Annotated in this window: 19 protein-coding genes; 4 read left to right on the forward strand and 15 right to left on the reverse strand. The window is 66.6% G+C overall.

Annotation, left to right across the window (positions count from 1 at the left end; all coding sequences use genetic code 11):
• Positions 1 to 31: 31 nt before the first annotated feature.
• From BS38_RS0102645 to BS38_RS0102655, 3 genes are all read right to left on the reverse strand, one after another.
• The gene (locus tag BS38_RS0102645; protein ID WP_028269401.1) at positions 32 to 1111 is read right to left on the reverse strand and encodes a PEP/pyruvate-binding domain-containing protein; all 1080 of its coding nucleotides are present in this window, start codon (positions 1109 to 1111) and stop codon (positions 32 to 34) included.
• Between the two features lie 5 nt (positions 1112 to 1116).
• On the reverse strand, positions 1117 to 2394 hold the full coding sequence (locus tag BS38_RS0102650; RefSeq protein WP_028269402.1) for a cytochrome P450: 1278 nt from the start codon (positions 2392 to 2394) through the stop codon (positions 1117 to 1119).
• Positions 2395 to 2545: 151 nt separating this feature from the next.
• Entirely contained in the window at positions 2546 to 3337 is a 792-nt protein-coding gene (locus tag BS38_RS0102655) for an IclR family transcriptional regulator (RefSeq protein WP_028269403.1), read from the reverse strand.
• A 204-nt stretch (positions 3338 to 3541) separates the two neighbouring features.
• On the opposite strand from BS38_RS0102655, the gene BS38_RS0102660 reads away from it, so the two are divergent.
• Positions 3542 to 4453 (forward strand): SDR family oxidoreductase, encoded by a 912-nt coding sequence (locus tag BS38_RS0102660; protein ID WP_028269404.1) that lies wholly within the window; start codon positions 3542 to 3544, stop codon positions 4451 to 4453.
• 81 nt (positions 4454 to 4534) lie between these two features.
• Here BS38_RS0102660 and BS38_RS0102665 read toward each other — a convergent pair whose 3' ends face one another.
• From BS38_RS0102665 to BS38_RS0102680, 4 genes are all read right to left on the reverse strand, one after another.
• Positions 4535 to 5119: an adenylate kinase gene (locus tag BS38_RS0102665; protein ID WP_197024885.1), complete on the reverse strand. Its 585-nt coding sequence runs from the start codon at positions 5117 to 5119 to the stop codon at positions 4535 to 4537.
• Positions 5120 to 5344: 225 nt separating this feature from the next.
• Positions 5345 to 5581, reverse strand: a complete 237-nt coding sequence (locus BS38_RS0102670; protein ID WP_028269406.1) for a hypothetical protein — start codon at positions 5579 to 5581, stop codon at positions 5345 to 5347.
• 56 nt (positions 5582 to 5637) lie between these two features.
• A complete protein-coding gene (pntB, locus tag BS38_RS0102675) occupies positions 5638 to 7116 on the reverse strand; it encodes a Re/Si-specific NAD(P)(+) transhydrogenase subunit beta (RefSeq protein WP_231510987.1) in 1479 nt (492 codons plus the stop codon).
• Entirely contained in the window at positions 7113 to 8669 is a 1557-nt protein-coding gene (locus BS38_RS0102680; protein ID WP_028269408.1) for a Re/Si-specific NAD(P)(+) transhydrogenase subunit alpha, read from the reverse strand. Before BS38_RS0102680 ends, pntB begins: the two co-directional genes overlap by 4 nt.
• Positions 8670 to 9054: 385 nt before the next feature.
• Here BS38_RS0102680 and BS38_RS0102685 point away from each other — a divergent pair, with 385 nt between their 5' ends.
• On the forward strand, positions 9055 to 9846 hold the full coding sequence (locus BS38_RS0102685; protein WP_028269409.1) for an NAD(P)-dependent oxidoreductase: 792 nt from the start codon (positions 9055 to 9057) through the stop codon (positions 9844 to 9846).
• A gap of 40 nt (positions 9847 to 9886) precedes the next feature.
• A complete protein-coding gene (locus BS38_RS0102690; RefSeq protein ID WP_028269410.1) occupies positions 9887 to 10165 on the forward strand; it encodes a YciI family protein in 279 nt (92 codons plus the stop codon).
• Positions 10166 to 10184: 19 nt separating this feature from the next.
• On the opposite strand, the gene eda is transcribed toward BS38_RS0102690, so the two are convergent.
• The 6 genes from eda to BS38_RS0102720 all read right to left on the reverse strand — a co-directional run bounded on the left by eda (position 10185) and on the right by BS38_RS0102720 (position 17002).
• Positions 10185 to 10868: a bifunctional 4-hydroxy-2-oxoglutarate aldolase/2-dehydro-3-deoxy-phosphogluconate aldolase gene (gene eda, locus BS38_RS24215; RefSeq protein WP_051628675.1), complete on the reverse strand. Its 684-nt coding sequence runs from the start codon at positions 10866 to 10868 to the stop codon at positions 10185 to 10187.
• Complete coding sequence (locus BS38_RS0102700) at positions 10861 to 12279, reverse strand: mannitol dehydrogenase family protein (protein WP_442853331.1); 1419 nt, start codon at positions 12277 to 12279, stop codon at positions 10861 to 10863. The genes eda and BS38_RS0102700 overlap by 8 nt, the downstream gene beginning before the upstream one ends.
• 38 nt (positions 12280 to 12317) lie before the next feature.
• Entirely contained in the window at positions 12318 to 13247 is a 930-nt protein-coding gene (locus BS38_RS0102705; protein ID WP_051628695.1) for a PfkB family carbohydrate kinase, read from the reverse strand.
• Between the two features lie 47 nt (positions 13248 to 13294).
• A complete protein-coding gene (manD, locus tag BS38_RS0102710; protein WP_028269413.1) occupies positions 13295 to 14506 on the reverse strand; it encodes a D-mannonate dehydratase ManD in 1212 nt (403 codons plus the stop codon).
• 82 nt (positions 14507 to 14588) lie between these two features.
• The gene (locus tag BS38_RS0102715) at positions 14589 to 15623 is read right to left on the reverse strand and encodes an L-idonate 5-dehydrogenase (protein ID WP_028269414.1); all 1035 of its coding nucleotides are present in this window, start codon (positions 15621 to 15623) and stop codon (positions 14589 to 14591) included.
• Entirely contained in the window at positions 15620 to 17002 is a 1383-nt protein-coding gene (locus BS38_RS0102720; RefSeq protein WP_028269415.1) for an MFS transporter, read from the reverse strand. The genes BS38_RS0102715 and BS38_RS0102720 overlap by 4 nt, the downstream gene beginning before the upstream one ends.
• 148 nt (positions 17003 to 17150) lie before the next feature.
• On the opposite strand from BS38_RS0102720, the gene BS38_RS0102725 reads away from it, so the two are divergent.
• Entirely contained in the window at positions 17151 to 17882 is a 732-nt protein-coding gene (locus BS38_RS0102725; RefSeq protein ID WP_028269416.1) for a GntR family transcriptional regulator, read from the forward strand.
• A 19-nt stretch (positions 17883 to 17901) separates the two neighbouring features.
• On the opposite strand, the gene BS38_RS0102730 is transcribed toward BS38_RS0102725, so the two are convergent.
• Positions 17902 to 18363: a hypothetical protein gene (locus BS38_RS0102730; RefSeq protein ID WP_156037044.1), complete on the reverse strand. Its 462-nt coding sequence runs from the start codon at positions 18361 to 18363 to the stop codon at positions 17902 to 17904.
• Positions 18364 to 18376: 13 nt separating this feature from the next.
• On the reverse strand, positions 18377 to 18688 hold a 312-nt coding region (locus tag BS38_RS24220; protein WP_043437497.1), incomplete at its 5' end, for a flavin reductase family protein.

The raw sequence follows: 18688 nt of genomic DNA on the forward strand, positions 1-18688 counted from the left end.
GTGGGGTGGAGCCTGGTGGGTGTTCTGGCGCTTAGACGGACGGCTTGAGCGTGCCTGCACTGAATCCGCTGAAGTAGCCGCCGGAGACGACCGGCTGCGGGGCGGTGTGCGTGGCCGGCTTGGAGGAGTGCACGGTTTCCGGCCGGGACTGGAGCAGGAGCAGGTTTTCGCCGTCGGGCAGGTCCGTATCAAGGGCCCATTCGATGTCCTGCGGGCACTTGTAGTGCTTCTCAGCGCGTTTGGCCATCTGCGCGACGGCGCTGAGTTCGGCGTCGGTGAGGCTGCGGCGTCCACGGCGTTCGGCGTCGACTTCCCGCTCCACCAGGCGGCCGGCCGCGGCGTCCGGGACCAGTTCGGCGTGCTTGTCCCCGAGGTGTTCGGAGATGACGGCCAGGGTGACCTTGTCCAGCATGATGTTGTCCGGGGTGACCTGGCCGGAGACCACCATTTCACCCACCCCGTAGGAGGAGTCGATGGTGATCTTGGAGCGGTCGCCGTTGGTGGGGTCCATGGTGATCGCAACGCCGGAGACGCGGGCATTGACCATCTTCTGCACCACCACGGCCATCGAGAGGCCCTCGTTGGGGATGTTGTTTTTGAGCCGGTAAATGATGGCACGGGAGGTGAACAGCGAGGCCCAGCATTGCCGGATGTGCTCGGTGACGGCCTTGACGCCGTCGAGCCAGAGGTAGGTGTCCTGCTGGCCGGCGAAGGAGGCATCCGGAAGGTCCTCGGCAGTGGCGCTGGAGCGGACGGCCACCGGGACCGGCGCGTCGAAGCGGGACATCAGGGCCTCGTAGGCGGTGATGGTGAGCTCACGCAGGACCTGCGGCACCGGGCGGGAGCAGATGTCCTCGCGGATGGCGGCGGAGACCTTGTCCACCTGGCCCATGTCTTCGGGGTCCAGGCCGGCAAGCAGCTGATGGATATGCCGGGTGATCCCGGCTTCCTCCATAAAGGCGTCGAATTGCGCCGTGGTGACCACGAAGCCCGGCGGGACGGGCATGCCGGCCGCAGTCATCGTGACCAGGGAGGCACCCTTGCCGCCGAGGTTTTCAAGCTTCGGTTCGACGCCGCCGTCGAAGAACTGGACGTATTCGTTGCTGTGCATCGTTTTCAGGCCTTCCAGCTGACGGGGACGGTCTCGGGGACACGGAAGGAGAGGTTCTCGCGGAAGGCGATGGCTTCCGGTTCCTCCAGCCGCAGCTCCGGGGCGAGCCGGGCCACCTCTTCAAGGGCGATTTTTGCCTGGAGCTTGGCGAGCATATTGCCCAGGCAGTAGTGGATTCCGAATCCGAACGAGAGGTGCTCGCGGGCGTTGGGACGGGTGATGTCGAAATTCTCGCCGTCGGTGAACTTGTTCTCGTCGCGGTTGGCGGAGCCCATCAGGAGCAGGAGCTGCGCGCCTTCTTCGATCGCAACACCGCCCACTTCAGCGTCCTTGAGGGCCTTGCGCCGCCAGCCGACGATCGACCCGGCGTAGCGCAGGACCTCGTCGATGGCGGCGGGGATCTTCTTGGGCTCCGCCACCAGCTGCTGCCACTGCTCGGGGCGGGCCAGGAGTTCGCGGAGGGCGTTGGAGATCAGCGTGGTGGTTGTCTCGTGGCCGGCAAAGAGCAGGCTGTAGAGGACGGAGGCGATCTCGTGGTCCGAGATGTCGGCGCCGTCCTGCTGCGCTTTGACGAGGTCCGCGGTGAGGTTGTCGCCGCCCTTCTCCTTGGCTTCTGCAACGAGGCGCTGGCATTCCTGCCAGTACTCCACGAGGTTGTGGGCGTGCGGGATCTGTTCCTCGTCAGAGAGGTCGCCCCAGGTCATCGCGGCGCGGGAATCGCTCCAGCGCTTGAACGTGTCCACCTGGGACACGTCCGCGCCTATGAGGGTGAGGATGGTGATGGTGGGGACGTCGTAGGCGAGGTCCTTGACCATGTCGCCCCGGCGTTCCGGCCGGGCCAGCATCCTTTCGAGCAGTTCGACGACGTTCTGGCGGATGAAGGGTTCCAGCGCCTTGTAGCGGCGGGGCGTGAAGGCCTTCTGGACCACGGCGCGGATGCGGGTGTGTTCCGGCGGGCGGCGGGCGGACAGGCCGGAGTAGGCGGTGAAGCCGCCGTCGTCCATGATCTTCTTCGCGGCGGCGCCCCGTTCGCGGACGGGGGCCTGGGCGTTCTCGCTGGAGAAGGTCTCCCAGTCCTCGAAGACGGCCTTGATGTCGTCATAGCGGGAGACGACATAGAGGCCCACGCGCTCGTCGAACATGACGGGCTGCTCGGCCCGGAGTTCGGCATAGGCGGGGAAGGGATCCTGCATCTGGAACGGCTCGTAGCCGTGGTGCCCGGCGGGGGCTTCGGCGCCGTGGCCATAGGGACAGCGGCCGGCCGTTTCAGTCGACGATGACATCTGGGCTCCTTGGTTTTCGGTCCCGCCGGCGGCGTCAGTGCCTGCCGGGGGTTCTTGTTCACCAGTGTGGCCCCGATCACCAGCAGCCGACAGCATCGGCTTCCACTCAGTGGAAACCAGTTTGTTTCAGCCCTCGCAGGCCGGGGACGGCTCAGTCCGTGCCGTCATGGCTGCCCAGCAGCGTCTCCAGCGGGATCCGGGCTGTGGCCCGCTCAATCTGGGCGGCGATGCCCCGCAGGACGGGCAGGTGCCGGGTCATCGTGGCGGCCTGGGTGGTGGGCAGCACAAGGCCGATCGATGCCCCGATCCTGCCGGTATGGAAAACCGGGACGGCGATGGAGCAGGAGCCCAGCCGGACTTCCTCCAGGGTGGTGGCGTAGCCCTGTTCATGGATTTGGGCCAGCTCCTCGGCCAGCTTCCTGGGATCCACGTGGGTGTGCGCGGTATGCCGCTCCAGCTGCCGGTTCAGGTAGGCGTCCCGGACCCAGTCCTCCTCGAAGGCGAGGATGACCTTGCCGACGGCGGTCGCGTGCATGGGCAGCCTGCCGCCGACCCGGCCGGCGCGGGGTACCCGCTTGGAGCCGTAGACGCGGTCGATGTACAGCACCTCATGCCCGGCCCGGACCGCCAGGTGCGCGGTTTCACCGGTGAGCGAGAAGAGGTCCTGAACGTAGGGCCGGGCGGCGTCCCGGAGCTGCCGCCCGGTGTTCTGGGCGAGCTCCCAGAGGCGGATGCCGAGCTGGTAGCGGCCGTTGGGCTCACGGGAGAGGAGTCCCCAGTCCGTGAGCTCGTTGACCAGCCGATGGGCGGTGCTCAGGGGCAGGCCGGATTTTTGGCCGATGTCGGTCAGGCTGAGGGCACCCCGGGATTTTTCGAAGGCTTCCAGGATGGACAGGACCTTCGAGGTCACGGTTCTGCCGGGTTCGCTGCTGCCTCCCGCCATCGTGGCTCCTTCTCCGGTACGTGCCCGCTGCTGTGCAATCTGCGGGCCGCCTCCCGGCAGCCCGATCAGAGTCTAGCCTGCAGCCCTGGGGCGTCCTTTCGCAGCGCCACTTGCGGCTTCCCCCGGCCTGAGTAGATTTGCCTTACCCAGGGTGTCCGCCCGTTCCGCTTCACCCCGCTTCACCCCACGTCACCGGAGGCGACCATGACAAGCGTTGGACCTGTGCTTGTGGTTGGCGGCACCGGCATGCTCGGAAGCCAGGTGGTGTGGCAGCTGCTGTCAGCGGGAAAGCAGGTCCGTGCCCTGGTGCGTCCGGGCTCCGACGCCACACGCCTCGAAGCTGCCGGTGCCACCATCGCCCGGGGCGACATGATGGACCTTGACTCCCTGGTCCGCGCGATGGACGGTGCCGATAGCGTGGTCACCTCGGCGGCCGGCTATACACGGCACAGCAAAGGCGACTCCCCGCAGATCGACACCATAGGGAACAGCAACCTCGCCGAAGCCGCCAGCCGGACCCGCGTGCGCCGGTTCGTGCTGACAAGCATCCTCACCTGTGACCAGACACCGGAAGTTCCGCACTTCTGGCATAAGAAGCTGGCCGAGGACCGGCTCGAGCAACTCGGCGTCCCGTTCGTCGCGCTGCGGCCGGGTGCCTTCCTGGACCAGGTCACCCGGTTTGGCGGGGACCCGTTCAGCAAAGGGCGCCTCACCTGGCTCGGGTCCGCCCGGGTCCCGTTGACTTTCGTACTCTCATCCGACCTGGCCGGTTACCTGGCCGCCGCCACGGATCTGCCCGCAGTGGAGGGGCAGCGCATCGATATCGGCTGGGACCGGCCTGTCAGCATGCAGGACGTTGCGGACATTTCGGGCCGGCTCCTCGGCAGGCGCATCCGGGTCCGAACCATCCCCGGCAGGCTCATCCGGGCCGCTGGTTCGGCGCTCGGGCCGGTCAACCCCATGATCAAGGACATGGGAGCCATGGCCGCCTGGTTCGAGTCCGGCCGCTACGTTGCAGACACCGGCCGGCAACGCGAAGTCTTTGGCCCGGTGCCTACCGCCGAAGACGCCATAACCCGCCTTATCAAGGGCCTCGGGCACGCAGTGAGCGGCTGAGCGGCTAACCGGCTTAGCAGGGTCAAAAAGGCGGGATGACGACGGCGGAGGAACCGCCGTCGTCATCCCTTCATTGCTGTTCTACAGTCCGCGGACGGGCACGCTGAGCACGTCGTCTATGCTGCCCAGGACCCGGTCCGTGACTTCCTCGATTCCGCCGATCCCGTCCACCCGGGTGAGGATCCCGCGCTCCGCATACTTGGCCACCACGGCCTCCGTCTGCTGGTGGTACAGGTCCAGCCGGTGGCGGATGACGCCTTCGTTGTCGTCGCTCCGGCCGGTTTCCCTGGCCCGGCCCAGCAGGCGGGTAACCAGTTCCTCGTCGTCCGCTGTCAGCTGGAGAACCACGCTGAGGGCCTGGCTGGAAGCGGCGAGGATCCCGTCGAGGTACTCCACCTGTGCCACCGTGCGGGGATAACCGTCCAGCAGGAAGCCTTCAGTGGCATCGTCCTGGCTGAGCCTGTCCCGGACCATTTCATTCGTGACGCTGTCCGGCACGAAGTCTCCGTTATCCATGTATTTCCGGGCCTCAACGCCGAGCGGCGTGCCGCCCTTGACGTTGGCGCGGAAGATGTCGCCGGTTGAGATCGCCACCACGCCGAGGCGTTCGGAAATCCGTTCCGCCTGCGTTCCCTTGCCGGAACCGGGCGGACCAATAATCAGCATTCTCGTCATTCGGTATTCCTTTGCTGGCTATATGGACGTCTTCGTCCTGGCCCGATGCTCCTGACCCGACGCTTGCGGCCGGGCTGCATCGGCGCCTCACTGCAGAGTACGACGGCGGGGGCTCCCCGCCGTCGTACTCTGCCCTTTTGTGCTGTTACCGGTAGTGATGATGCAGTGAGCGGCGGCGCCCAGGCACCGCGCGTACGGTGAACCCAGGACCCGTTGTCAGCGGGGTTCGGGCGTTTCGCCGTTCGCGACCGCCTCGATCCAGTCGACGGCCTCGTCCGAGAAATAGAACCCCGACGGACCGCTCTGACCAACCCACCATGCATCGCCGGCAACGTCGCCTCCGGCATTGGTGATCTCCGTGACCATCTCCGCCGGAACCGCGTCACCGTTGTTCGCAATAAGCCATTCCCTGGCCGACGGCTTCAGCCGCGGCCACCATTGCTCCATAGTCATGGCCGCAGTCTGCCACTTCGGCGGCAATTGCACGACCATCCCGGAACGGTTCCCTGCTAGAACGCTCTGAGGATGTCTTCGACGCGGGCTTTGGCGTCGCCGAAGAGCATTTGCGAGTTGTCGCGGTAGAACAGCGGGTTCTGGACGCCGGCGTAGCCTGCGGCCATCGACCTCTTGAACACCACGACGTTGTCCGCTTCCCACACCCGCAGTACGGGCATGCCCGCGATGGGGCTGGACGGGTCCTCGGCCGCGGCGGGGTTGACGGTGTCGTTCGCCCCGATCACCAGGACCACCGAGGTCCCGTCTAGGTCCTCGTTGATCTCGTCCATTTCAAGGACGATGTCGTACGGGACCTTTGCCTCGGCGAGGAGCACGTTCATGTGTCCGGGCAGGCGGCCGGCCACCGGGTGGATGCCGAACCTGACGTTCACGCCGCGTTCGCGGAGCTGGTGGGCGAGTTCGGCGACGGGGTACTGGGCCTGGGCGACGGCCATGCCGTAGCCGGGGGTGATGACGACGGACGAGGCGTTGGCCAGCATTTCCGCGGTGGCCTGGGCCGTGATTTCGCGGTGCTCGCCGTGGTCTGTGTCTCCATTCGTGGTGGGAGCGGCGATGCCGAAGCCGCCGGCGATCACGGAGATGAAGGACCGGTTCATGGCCTTGCACATGATGTAGGACAGGTAGGCACCGGAGGAGCCCACCAGGGCGCCGGTGATGATGAGCAGGTCGTTGTTGAGCAGGAAGCCCGCGGCTGCCGCGGCCCAGCCGGAGTAGCTGTTGAGCATGGACACCACCACAGGCATGTCCCCGCCGCCGATGGAGGCGACCAGGTGCCAGCCCAGCCCCAGGGCGAGGATGGTGACAACGATCAGGAGCCACAGCTGGGAGTCGTTGACGTACCAGACCGTGAGGGCGACGAACGCGACGAGGGCGCCGAGGTTGATGGCGTTCTTCCCCGGCAGCATCAGCGGTGAGGATTTCATCCGGGCCGAGAGTTTCAGGAACGCCACGATGGAGCCGGTGAAGGTCACCGCGCCGATGAAGACACCGATGAAGACCTCGGCATGGTGGACGGCCATCAGGTCCGGGGACAGCCCGGGGGCTTCGAGGTGCCCGTTCCAGCCGACGAGTACCGCGGCGAGGCCAACGAAGCTGTGCAGCAGGGCGATGAGTTCGGGCATGCCCGTCATCTCCACCACACGGGCGCGCCAGAGTCCGATGGCGCCGCCGACCAGTACCGCGGCCAGGAGCAGGATGAGCCCGGTCAGGCCGTGGCCCGTGCCCCAGGCGCCCTGCACGGTCAGCCAGACGGTGGCCGCCAGGGCGATGACCATCCCGGCAATGCCGTAGATGACCCCTGCCCGGGCCTTTTCATGTTTGCTCAGCCCGGCAAGGCTGAGGATGAACAGCAGGGCCGCGACGATGTAGGCCGCCCCCGCGATGGAGTCGGCGGTCAACGGACCGGAGACGGTGTCGGACACGGTAAAGCTCCTCGTTAGGATTCCTGCTGCGGTTTCGGGTACGGCGCTCATGAACGTGCCTTGTCACCGCGGGAGAACATCGCGAGCATCCGCCGGGTGACAGCGAACCCGCCGAAAATGTTGATACTGGCCAGCAGGACCGCGACGGCGGCGAGAACCTGCATGACGGGGTTCTCGGAGGTGACCTGCAGCAGGGCACCGACCACGATGATCCCGGAGATGGCGTTGGTGACCGACATCAGCGGGGTGTGAAGGGCATGGTGCACCTTCCCGATGACGTAGAAGCCCACCACGATCGAGAGCATCAGCACCGTGAAATGCTGCGGCAGCGGAGCCGGCGCCACCGTGTTGACCACAAACAACGCGGCGATGCCCGCGGCAAAGAGTCCGGCCTTGCCGGCGGCGCTGAGGCCTTCCTTCTTCTTCGGCGCAGTGCCTTCCGCGGCTGTAGTCTGCGTCTGCGCCGTCGGTGCGGCGGAGACCTGGACCGGCGGCGGCGGCCAGGTCTTCTCCCCGTCGCGCACCACGGTCACTGAACGCTGCACGACGTCGTCGAAATCGATCCGCAGCTGGCCGTCCTTCTCCTTCGTCAGGAGCTTGAGCAGGTTCAGCATGTTCGTCCCGTACAGCTGGGACGCCTGCGCCGGCAACCGGGCCGGGAGGTCGGTGTAACCAAGGATCACCACACCGTTCTCCGTGACCACGCGCTCCCCGGCCACCGAGCCTTCCACGTTCCCGCCCTGCCCGGCAGCCATGTCAACGATCACGCTGCCGGACTTCATGCCGGCCACGTCCTCGGCCGTGAGCAGCTTCGGCGCCGGACGCCCCGGGATCAGGGCCGTGGTGATGATGATGTCCACGTCCCGTGCCTGCTCGGAATAGATCTCGGCTGCGCGCCGGTTATACGCCTCGGACGTGGCCTTGGCATAGCCGTCGGCGGACTTCATCTCTTCTTCCACCTCGACCTTGAGGTAGGTTCCGCCGATGGACTTCACCTGGTCGGCCACCTCGGGCCGCGGGTCGGTCGCACGGACGATCGCACCGAGGCTGGACGCAGCACCGATCGCGGCCAGCCCGGCGACACCGGCACCGGCCACCAGGACCTTGGCCGGCGGAACCTTGCCCGCCGCAGTCACCTGGCCGGTGAAGAACCGGCCGAATTCGTGGGCTGCCTCAATCACGGCGCGGTACCCGGCAATGTTCGCCATCGAACTCAGCACGTCCATCGACTGCGCCCGCGAGATGCGCGGCACGGCATCCAGCGCCAGCGCCGTGATCGGCCGCGCGGCCAGTGCCTCCACCAGTTCCGGACGCAGCGCCGGGCTCAGCGTACCGATCAGCGTGGCGCCGTCGGCCAGCCGGCCGATCTCCTCCTCGGTGGGCGGATTGATCCGCAACACCACGTCACTGCCCCACGCGTCATCGGCGCCGACAATCAGCGCACCCGCCGCCTCGTAGGCGTCGTCACGGAATGACGCGGACTCCCCCGCACCCTTCTCGACCACAACCTCGTAGCCCAACCCCAACAACTGCCCGACGGTGGCAGGCGTTGCCGCCACCCTCGTCTCGCGACCCAACTCGGCCACAATGCCAATACGTGTCACGTTCACTCTCCCTCATCCATACAAAAAGCCCGGACCGCTGTACCGCGGCCGGGCGAACCGACATTGGTTCATTTCTTCAGGGACCTACCAGACGGAACTTCGTCAAGCAAAGCTCGATCCGCCTGTCAGACAGGGACCCGTCAACCGAAAGCTGACGGTCCCTAAGACTCATGCCCAGTATGCCTTAATGCCGCTACGAAACGTTTTCCATGACGACGGCGAGGCCTTGGCCGACGCCGATGCAGATCGCGGCCCTACATTGGCTTCCCGCGCGTGCTCAACGCCCTGACCCAGCTCAAAGAGGTCATGGCGGAGCGCGGCATGGCCCCTGAATCCACCGACTAGCCCATCCCCGCATTTCCCTCATCACCCCTAAGGAACGTTCATGCATTTGGTAATAGGACTCGGACCCATCGGCGGAAACATCGGCGCCCACCTGGCCGAACTGGGACAGGAGGTTTATGGCTACGACTTCAACCAGGAACGCATCCGCGAATGGTCGGCGGAGAACAAGTCGCCTGCCGGCAGCGACATGGCAGCTGTTCACTGGTCCTCAGTGGACAGTGTGCACATCGCGGTGCGGCTCGCGGACCAGGTCTCGTCAGTATTTGAGGCGCTCAAGGTACAGACGGCGCAGCCGTTGACGGTCTTTGTCCACACCACGCTGGCCCCCGCCGATGCCCGCGGAATCTTCTCGTCCGCCCCGGAGAACTGGCGCGCGTTCGAGGCCCCGGTCTCGGGGGGACCCCAGGGGGCACGTCAGGGCTCGATGACCATCTTCCTGGCCGGGCCCGCCCCCACCGACGCCGAAGACGCGCTGCTGGCCGAGATCTCCGGCCGCGTCTTCCGGATGGAATCCTACGGCCAGCCCGCCCTGGTCAAACTCCTCAACAACACCCTGGCCACCTACAACCTGGCCGCCACAGCACGCATGCTTAACCTCGCGGCCGAACACGGCGTGCCGGCGAAGAACCTCTTCGAAGTCATCGGCGTCTCCACCGGCCAGAGCTGGATGAGCGACAACCTCATCGACGTCCAGTACGACCTCCTCCTGAAGGACGTCGGACTGCTCCGCGGCGAACTCGGCTCGCTGCCCACCGGGCACCTGAACGAGGATGTGGAACAGGCCATCCTCCAGGCACGCACTGCCCTGGGCGCCGACACCCCGGTCCGGTAGGCACGAAGTCCGGGCCGTGGCCCGGAGTAGGATCACCCACATGGAATTCGTCGTGATGTACAGCGTGCGTGCAGGGACCGACCGCTCGCGCTTGATGGAAACGTTCCCCCGCCACAAGGCCTTTTACGAGGCCTTCCGCGCAGCCGGCGGCGGACTCATCGCGCTGGGCCCGTTCCAAACGACGGATCCCGCCGCCGGGTCCATGGGCATCTTCAGCTCCCGCGAGGATGCCGAGCGGTTCATCGCCGAAGATCCGTTCGTCACGGAGGGTCTCGCGGAGCCACGCATCCTCGACTGGAACGCCGTGCGTTTCGAGTAGGTGCTGGGTCCGCTGCCGCCTAGTTCTGGCCCGGTCCGCCAGCGTCCCGCAGTCCGGCAGCGTCCCGCGCGCCGCCAGCGTCCCGCAGTCCGGCAGCTTGCCGCGCGAGAGTGGTGATCTGCTGCCAGTCCCCTTTCTCGATTGCCCCGCGTGGCGTAAGCCAGCTGCCACCCACGCAGGCGACATTCTTCAACGAAAGGTATTTAGGTGCGGAGCCAAGGCTGACGCCACCTGTCGGGCAGAACTGCACCTGCGGTATGGGTGCCCCGATGGCCGCGAGATAGTCGGGGCCGCCGGCCGGTCCTGCGGGGAAGAACTTCATGGCCGTCAGGCCGCGTTCCAGGACGCCCATGACCTCGCCTACGGTGGCAACTCCCGGCAGGACGGGCACACCCAGCGCCAGCAGATGGTCCAGCAGGGACGGGGTAACGCCCGGGCTCACCAGGAACTGCGCACCGGCGGAGACAGCGGCATCGGCCTGGCCCGGAGTCAGCACTGTCCCAGCCCCCACGAGGATCTCAGGCACTTCCTCGGCAATGAGCTTCAGCGACGTCAGGGCGCTCTCGGTTCGGAGGGTGAGTTCGATAATGCGGACGCCGCCGTCGGCCAGTGCCCGGGCCACCGGAACAGCGTGTTGCGGGTCCTCGATAGTGACCACCGGAATGACCGGTGAAACGTGCAGGACGCTGGTGGCGTCAGCCATGGTTGATCTCATTTCTCAGGCCGCCCAGGCCCTGGGTGTCGATGATGCGGTACCAGTGAAGGAGGAGGTTGGTGAATCCGGGATGGGCCGCGAGTTCGCCGTCGAAGATGCTGCTGAAGCCCAGCAACGCGGGCACCACAGTTTCCGCCGAGCGCATCACCGGCAATGCAGCGTGGAGCCCGGCCGCCAGCGGATCGTTGAGCTCCGCCTCCGGGGTGGAGGCCACATGGTGCATCCAGGCGGCGACTGCCAGTGCTGCCCAGCGTGGTTCGCGTCCGGCGTCGAGGGTGGCACGGACCGTAGTCAGGAGCCGCAGCCCGATCTTCTGGGAACCGTCGCTGCCCACCTTAGCCGTGGTGTGTCCTAGCGCCGGGTTGGCGAACCGCTCCAGGACTTGTGCGCAGTACAATTCACCGTCCAGCCCTGGCGGAAGCCCAATGGTGGGCAGCGCGTCCTCCGCCATCATGCGGCTGCAGGCTGTTCGGAACGCGTCCTCCCCCACGGCGTCGCTGATGGTCGCCTTCCCGGTGGCGAGTCCAAGGTAGGCCAGCATGGAGTGGCTGGCGTTGAGCAGGCGCAGTTTGGCTGCTTCCCAGGCCGCAACGTCGGTGCTGAAGAGTGCGCCGGCTTTCTCCCAGGCGGGCCGGACGCCCGCAAAGTTGTCCTCGATGACCCACTGCATAAAAGGCTCGGCCACCACGGCGGCTTCGTCCCGCAGGCCCAGTTCATGTTCGACGGCGTCAAGGTCGCCGTGGGTGGTGGCCGGCACCATCCGGTCCACCATGGTGGACGGAAAGGACACGTTGGCGTCCAGCCAGGCGAGCAGCGGCCCGGATTCGGCGTCCGGAAGGGCGGCGGCGAATGCGCGGACGAGGGATCCTGTCAACTGGCCGTTGCCCGGCAGGTTGTCGCACGACATAACCGTGAGCGGGCCTGCGCCGGTGCGGGCGCGCTTCTGGATGCCGCGGGCGATCTGCCCGATGGCCGTCTGCGGCGGCTGGCCGGCAAGGTCGGCCTGTACTTGGGGGTCGGCGGTGTTAAGGGACCCGCTGTGCGGATCTATCCGGTAGCCCTTCTCGGTCACGGTCAGGGTCACCACGTGGGTGGTGGGTGCGGCAATCCGATCCACCACCGTTTCGGGGTGGTCCTTGCCCGAGATGGCTTCCACGATGCTGGACACCACCCGGAGCGGGGCCGCGCCGCCTCCCCGTTCAGCGACCGTAAACAGGCCGTCCTGCGGCGCCAACTGCCTCGCGACGGTGTCCGATCGTTGGGTCACGCCAACGATCCCCCAGTCCGATGATCCGGTGGCGAGCATGGCATCTTCGGTGAAGACCGCGGTGTGGGCGCGGGCAAAAGCCCCGAGTCCCAGATGGACGATGCCGGGACGAAGGCCTTCGCGCGGGAGCAGTACTTTCCGGGTGCCTGCGGCTGCCAGCGCGGCGTTGCTTAGGCGTGCGATGTCAGTTCTCCTTTTGCGGCGCCGGCCGCGTGGGCACGGGTCTGGTCAAGGGTGGGAATGAAGCCGGTTCCGCCTTTGCCGCCCACCACCAGCGACGCCGCCGCAGCACCCAACCGGGCTGCTTCGGGCAGGCTATCGCCGAGCACCATCCGGGCGGTCAGGGTGCCGACGAACGCGTCGCCGGCGCCGGTCTGGTCCACCACCGCCGGGGCAGGGATCGAGTCGATCCATGTGCTGTCCAGGCCTTCGCCTTCCAGCTGGATTCCCTCTGCGCCGCAGGTCACTGCCACGTTGGTGGCGCCAAGGCCGAGGAGTTTTGCAGCCGCCTGCGCCGGCGTGGAGGAGCCTAGAAGGGCCGTGGTCTCGCCGGGAAAGGACGGGGTCACCAGATGGCTCTGCGGCGCGAGCCGCAGAAGTGTCGCTGTCGCGTCTTCAGCGGACGTCAGCCGGGGGCGGAAGTTGGGATCGAACACAAAGCGACTGGCAAGATCGGCGGCTTTGAAGACCGCCGACCGGGACGATTCGGAAATGGCACATGCGATCCCGCCTGCCACCACGGCGCCGGCGGCCGCGAACACGGCCGGGTCGACGTCGTCGGGTCCCAGGCTGGAGCCCACACTTCCGTTGCGGGCATAGGAGAACTCGCGCTGGCCTTCGGGATCGGAGTGCACCAGGTAGACGCCCTGCTGTCCGGTCCTGAACATCAGCAGGCGGGTGGAGATGCCGAGTTCGGCGATGCGGGCGGCGATCGCCTGCCCGAGGTCGTCGTCGGTCAGCACTGCCAGCAGCCCGGTGCGCGCTCCCGCCGCGGCGGCTGCAGCGGCGACGTTTAAGGCGTCGCCGGAAATGCCGAGCCGGGCCGGCACGCCGTGGCCGAACGCCACGTCGGTGGCCACCTCAACGAGGATCTCCCCCATCACCACGACGTCGAAGGGCTGGTTTTCGCTTTCGCGTGTTGCGCCGTTCACCAGTCATGCACCGATCCGTCGAGCCGCCGGTTGATAGGAAGATACTTGGGGTCGAAGGGGAAGCGGGCGGCAGCTTCCTCGTTGAACTCTACGCCGATGCCGGGGACGTCCCCGGGGTGCATGTAGCCGTCGTTGAAGGTGTACGAGGTGGTGAACACCTCGTTGGCCGGCTCCCGGTGGCCCATGTATTCCTGGACGCCGAAGTTCGGGATGCTCATGTCCACGTGCAGGGCGGCAGCGAACGAGGCCGGGGAGAGGTCCCCGGCACCGTGCGATCCGGAGCGCACCCCGTAGAGGTCCGCGAGGGAGAAGATCCGGCGCAGGTGCGTGATGCCGCCCGCGTGCGAAACGGAGGTCCGGATGTAGTCGATGAGCCGCTCGGTGATCAGCTGCTGGCAGTCCCAGATCGAGTTGAACACTTCGCCGACGGCGATGGGCGTGGTGGTGTGCTGGCGGATCAGGCGGAACGCCGACTGGTCCTCGGCCGGCGTCGGGTCCTCGATCCAGAACGGCCGATACTCCTCCAGGGACGCGCCCAGGCGGCCGGCCTCAATCGGCGACAAGCGGTGGTGCACGTCGTGCAGGACGTGCACCCCGTAGCCGAATTCTTCGCGGACGTGGGCCATCATCTTAGGTGCGAAGTCCAGGTAGGAGGTGGTTTCCCACATGTCCTCCTGCGGGACGTTGCCGCTGGCCGGCTCGTAGAGCTTGCCGTCCACCGGAGCGATTCCGTAGGTCTTCTCGAGACCGGGCACCGCGGCCTGGGCACGGATCGCCTTGTAGCCGAGGTCCAGGTGGTGCTGGAAGTCGGCGCTGAGGTCCTCAAGGGTTGAGCCGCTGGCGTGCCCATAGACCATCACGCCCTCGCGGGCGGCACCGCCCAGCAATTCGTACACCGGCATCCCGGCGGCCTTGCCCTTGATGTCCCAGAGTGCGACGTCGATGGCGGCGATCGCCGTCATGGTCACCGGTCCGCGGCGCCAGTAAGCGCCTTTGTAGAAGTACTGCCAGGCATCCTCGATCCGGCGCGCGTCGCGGCCGATCAGCAACGGGCAGAGGTGCTCCGAGAGGTAGGACGCCACGGCCAGCTCGCGGCCGTTGAGGGTGGCGTCGCCGATGCCGGTGATGCCGTCCTCGGTTTCAATAACGAGCGTGACGTAATTCCGTCCGGGAGACGAAACCACTACCCGTGCGTCGGTGATCTTCACTGATTGGTCCTTCAGATGTGTGGGATGAGTGCAAGTGGGTCGCAGCAGGTGTCGTTTTGAACCGACAAAACGACACCTGCCGCTACTCAGTTGGGGAGAGCCGCAGCATGACTTTGCTGCTTCCGGACGCCGGATCGCCGAAGACGCGCATGGCCTCGGCTGCCTGGTCGATCCCGAACGTGTGCGTGATGACCGGGGAGACGTCCAGCCCCGTTGCCATGGCCTGGAGGGCGTCGCTGATTTCGTCAACGAACCGGTACGAGCCGATCCACGTGATCTCCCGCGTCACCAGGTCCCCGAGTGCTGCAGGGGCCGGCGCGCCGGGAAGGTTGCCCACCTGGACGAGCGTTCCGCCGCGGGCCGTGGCGCGCAGGACGCCGCCCAGCACCGCAGGGATGCCGGAGGCCTCGAACACCAGTTCCATGTCCTCCGGGAGGCTGCCCGCGCCGGAGACGTTCACGACGTGGTCCGCGCCCATGGCTTTCGCAATCTGCAGCGCGGAGTCGTTGATGTCGGCGGCAATGACGCTTCTGGCGCCGGCGAACCGGGCCGCGGCAACCACAAGCGAGCCGATGGGCCCGGCCCCGTTGACCAGGACGTCCTTGCCGGTCAGCGATCCTGCCCTCTTGACCGCGTGCATGGCGACGGCCAGCGGCTCGGCAAGCGCACCGTGCAGGGTGTCCACGCCGTCGGGCAGCGGCCGGATCTGAGTTGCCTTGGCGAGCTTGCGTTCGCTGAACCCGCCGTCGGTGTGCGGGTCAAAGGCTGCGGATCCGAAGTACCTGATCTGCGGGTACAGGTTGGTGCGGCCGGCCAGGCGGTCCGGCATGATGCCGTCCCCCACCAGTTCCGCCGGATGTACCGTGACGGGCTGGCCGACGTCGAGGTTCCGGACCCCGGCGCCCAGCCGGGCAATCCGGCCGGCGACCTCGTGGCCGAGGACGAGCGGCGACTTCAGCGCCGCCGTCCCGGAGGCCCCGTGGCGCCAGTAGGAGAGGTCCGAGCCGCAGATCCCGCCCCACTCGACGTCGATGATTACTTCACCGGGTCCGGCGACGGGCTCGGGCCGGTCGTCGATGCGGAGGTCATTCGCTCCGTGGACTACGACGGCTTTCATACGGCGTCTTCCAGGCGGACCATGTCGCGGCCGCGGACTTCGGGCCCTACGAAGGCTGAGACCAGGGTGATCAGGGAGTAGCCGATGAGCATCGCAGCAAGCGGCCACCAGTGCCCGGTGATGGCGGTGAGGGTCGCAGCCAGCAGCGGGCCGATGGCGGTGGCGAGGATCCCGCCGATTTCCTTGGCCAGGGCGAGCTGTGTGAAGCGGGTGCGGGCTCCAAAGAACTCGGCCATCGTGACGCTTTCCATGGCGAAGAGGCTGAGAACGCCGAGGTTGAGGCCGACGACCATGGCGACGGTAATGAGTGTGGTGTTTCCGCTGGTGACCATCAGCATCATGGGGATGGCGAACAGGGCGGTCAGCGTGCTGAGCACCAGGTAGAGGGGCCGGCGGCCGAAGCGGTCACCGAGCATGCCCATGACGGGAATGGTGAGGAAGCCAAGCAGCGACCCGTACACGATGGCGGTGGTGCCCACGCTCTTGTCCACCAGCAGGACAGTAGCGAGGTAGCCCACCAGGAAGGTCTGGACCAGCCCCGAGTTTCCGGCCTGCCCGAACCGCAGGCCCAGGGCGATCAGGAAGGCCTTTCCCTTGCGCTGGTGCAGGGCTGCTTCGATGGTGCTGGTCGTGGCGAGTTCGTCCGCCGCGACGATTTCCCGCTTGGAGAGTGCCACGCCGTCCACAACATCGGCCCGCTGTTCAAACACCGGGCTTTCCTTGAGGGAGCGACGGACCCACACGGCAAAGATCATCAGGACGAAGCTGAACAGGAACGGAATGCGCCAGCCCCAGCTCAACAGCTGGTCCTCCGGCAGTGCGCTCACCAGAAGCGCCCAGAGTGCCGAGGCGGCGAGCGTCCCGGAGTTCGTGCCGAGGCACACGAGGGAGGAGATGAGGCCGCGGCGGCGGGCCGGGGCGAACTCGGCCAGCATGACCGTGGCACCGGCGATCTCGGCACCGGCGCCGAAGCCCTGTGCCAGCCGCAGTGCAACCAGCAGGATGGGGGCCCAGATCCCGATCATCGCGTAGGTGGGGAGAACGCCGATCAGGGTTGTGGACGCGCCCATCAGCGCGATGGTGATGAAGAGGACCTTCTTGCGGCCGATCCTGTCGCCCATGCGGCCGAAGTAGACGGCGCCGGCGAGACGGGCAACGTAGCCGACGCCGTAGGTGGCCATTGCGGCGATCAGGCCAATGACCGGGCTGACGTCGGGGAAGAAGATCTTGTTGAAGACGATGGCTGCTGCCAGGGAGTAAAGCTGGAAGTCCATGAATTCCATGGCGGTTCCCAGCCATCCGGACACTGCGACCTTTGCCAGTTCCTTGGTGGGTTTGGTCTCCGGCCGGGCGGTGGGCGGCGCGATGCTCTCAGTCATCTGGTGCTCCTTTGCAGGCGATGAAAAACGAAGGGGGTGAGTGAAAGGAAGAAGGCCGGCGGTGGGTTGTTGTGACCGGCGGCACCTCGCTAACTAACTACCATACAAGCACTACCATTCTAGTGTGTCAAGAGAATAGACTGGGGGCATGGCATCCGATAAACCCGGCAAGGGACAGTCCCCGCGGCTCTCTGTGCGTGACCAGACCCTGGAGACGCTGCGGCGTCGCATCATTTCCCTCCAGCTGCCTCCGGGTGAACCGCTCTCGGAGAACGAGCTCGCACAGGAACTGGGGGTCAGCCGCACGCCGGTCCGGGAAAGCCTGATTCTGCTCAGGGAGGAGGGACTGGTGCAGGTCTACCCGCAGATCGGTTCCTTTGTCTCGCTCGTGGACCTGGGGCGGGTATCCGAGGCTCAGTTTGTCCGCGAGGCCATTGAATGCGCGTCCCTGCGCGACCTGACGGTCGACGAAGTGGGGATTGCGGGACTACGCGTGATACTCAAGAGCCAAACGGACGCGGATGCCGCCAGCGATGTGGATGAGTTCTTCCGGCTGGACGAGGATTTCCACCGCGAACTTCTGAGGCTTGCGGGGCACGAATCCGCCTGGGCCGCCGTCAACTCCGCCAAAGCGCACCTCGACCGCGCACGCCGCCTGAGCCTTCTGGACACCAGGCCCATAGCAACCCTGATCCAACAACACACCGCGGTTGTCGATGCCCTTGAAGCCAAGAACCTGGCTGACGCCGACAGCTCCCTGCGGCTGCACCTGCGGGGCGTTTTTGAGGATGTCCAGCGGATTCAGCAGGCAACCCCGCAACTCTTTTCCGACGGCGCCGCACTGCGGCCCACACGCCGAAGTGTGGCGCGGCTGGCGTGAGGGCGGGGCCGGGTACTCATCAGGGAGTCGATGAACCCCCCAGCGTCACTTCGTGGAGCGGCACCGCCTGGCCGTAAGCCGGCGCTTCCTCGGCCAGTGCGTAATGGAAAATCCGGCTGCCTGCTTTTTCCAGGCCACCGCGGGGTTCAACCCTGAACCACTCATTGCCGGCGACTGCCAGCGCCCAGGCATCGGCTTCTTCCCAGTACACCTCACCGGGAGGGCGGTCCGGATGAACCTGCATCGCCACGGAAATCACGAAAACAGTGGCGTCCTCCGCGTCGGGGCGCCGGGCGAAGCACACGACGTCAACGCTGACGCCCTGGTTCGCGCAGGACGGCTTGCGTGCCATGGCGGTAGCGGCGCCCTCAACGGCGCCGTCGTGGATGTCCTGCCACGCAAGTGCGTACATCTGCCGGCGCAGCAAGGAGAGCTCCTCGCCGCAGATCATTTGGATCCTCCGGGTAAGTGCCCCGATCATGCCCATACCCGTGTCATGCGGCGCTTTCCAGCTGCCCTGCCCGGGACGGCACGCCGTCGAAATAGCCGCCCTTGAAGAAGAGCAGCGGCTCGGCACCGTCCCGTGCACCCAGGGCACGGACCGACCCCACCACAATGGTGTGGTCGCCGCCGTCGTACTCCCGGTACAGCTCGCAATCCACCCACGCAAGGGCCTGATCCAGCACCGGATTACCCAGCGGAGACACCGAAAACCCCACACCGGCGAACTTATCGGTGCCCGAACGGGCAAACTGCGCGGCAAGATGCCGGTGCCCGGCCGGAAGGATGTTCACCGTGAACCGGCC

This window comes from Arthrobacter sp. UNC362MFTsu5.1 (assembly GCF_000685965.1).
Taxonomy (GTDB): Bacteria; Actinomycetota; Actinomycetes; order Actinomycetales; family Micrococcaceae; genus Arthrobacter.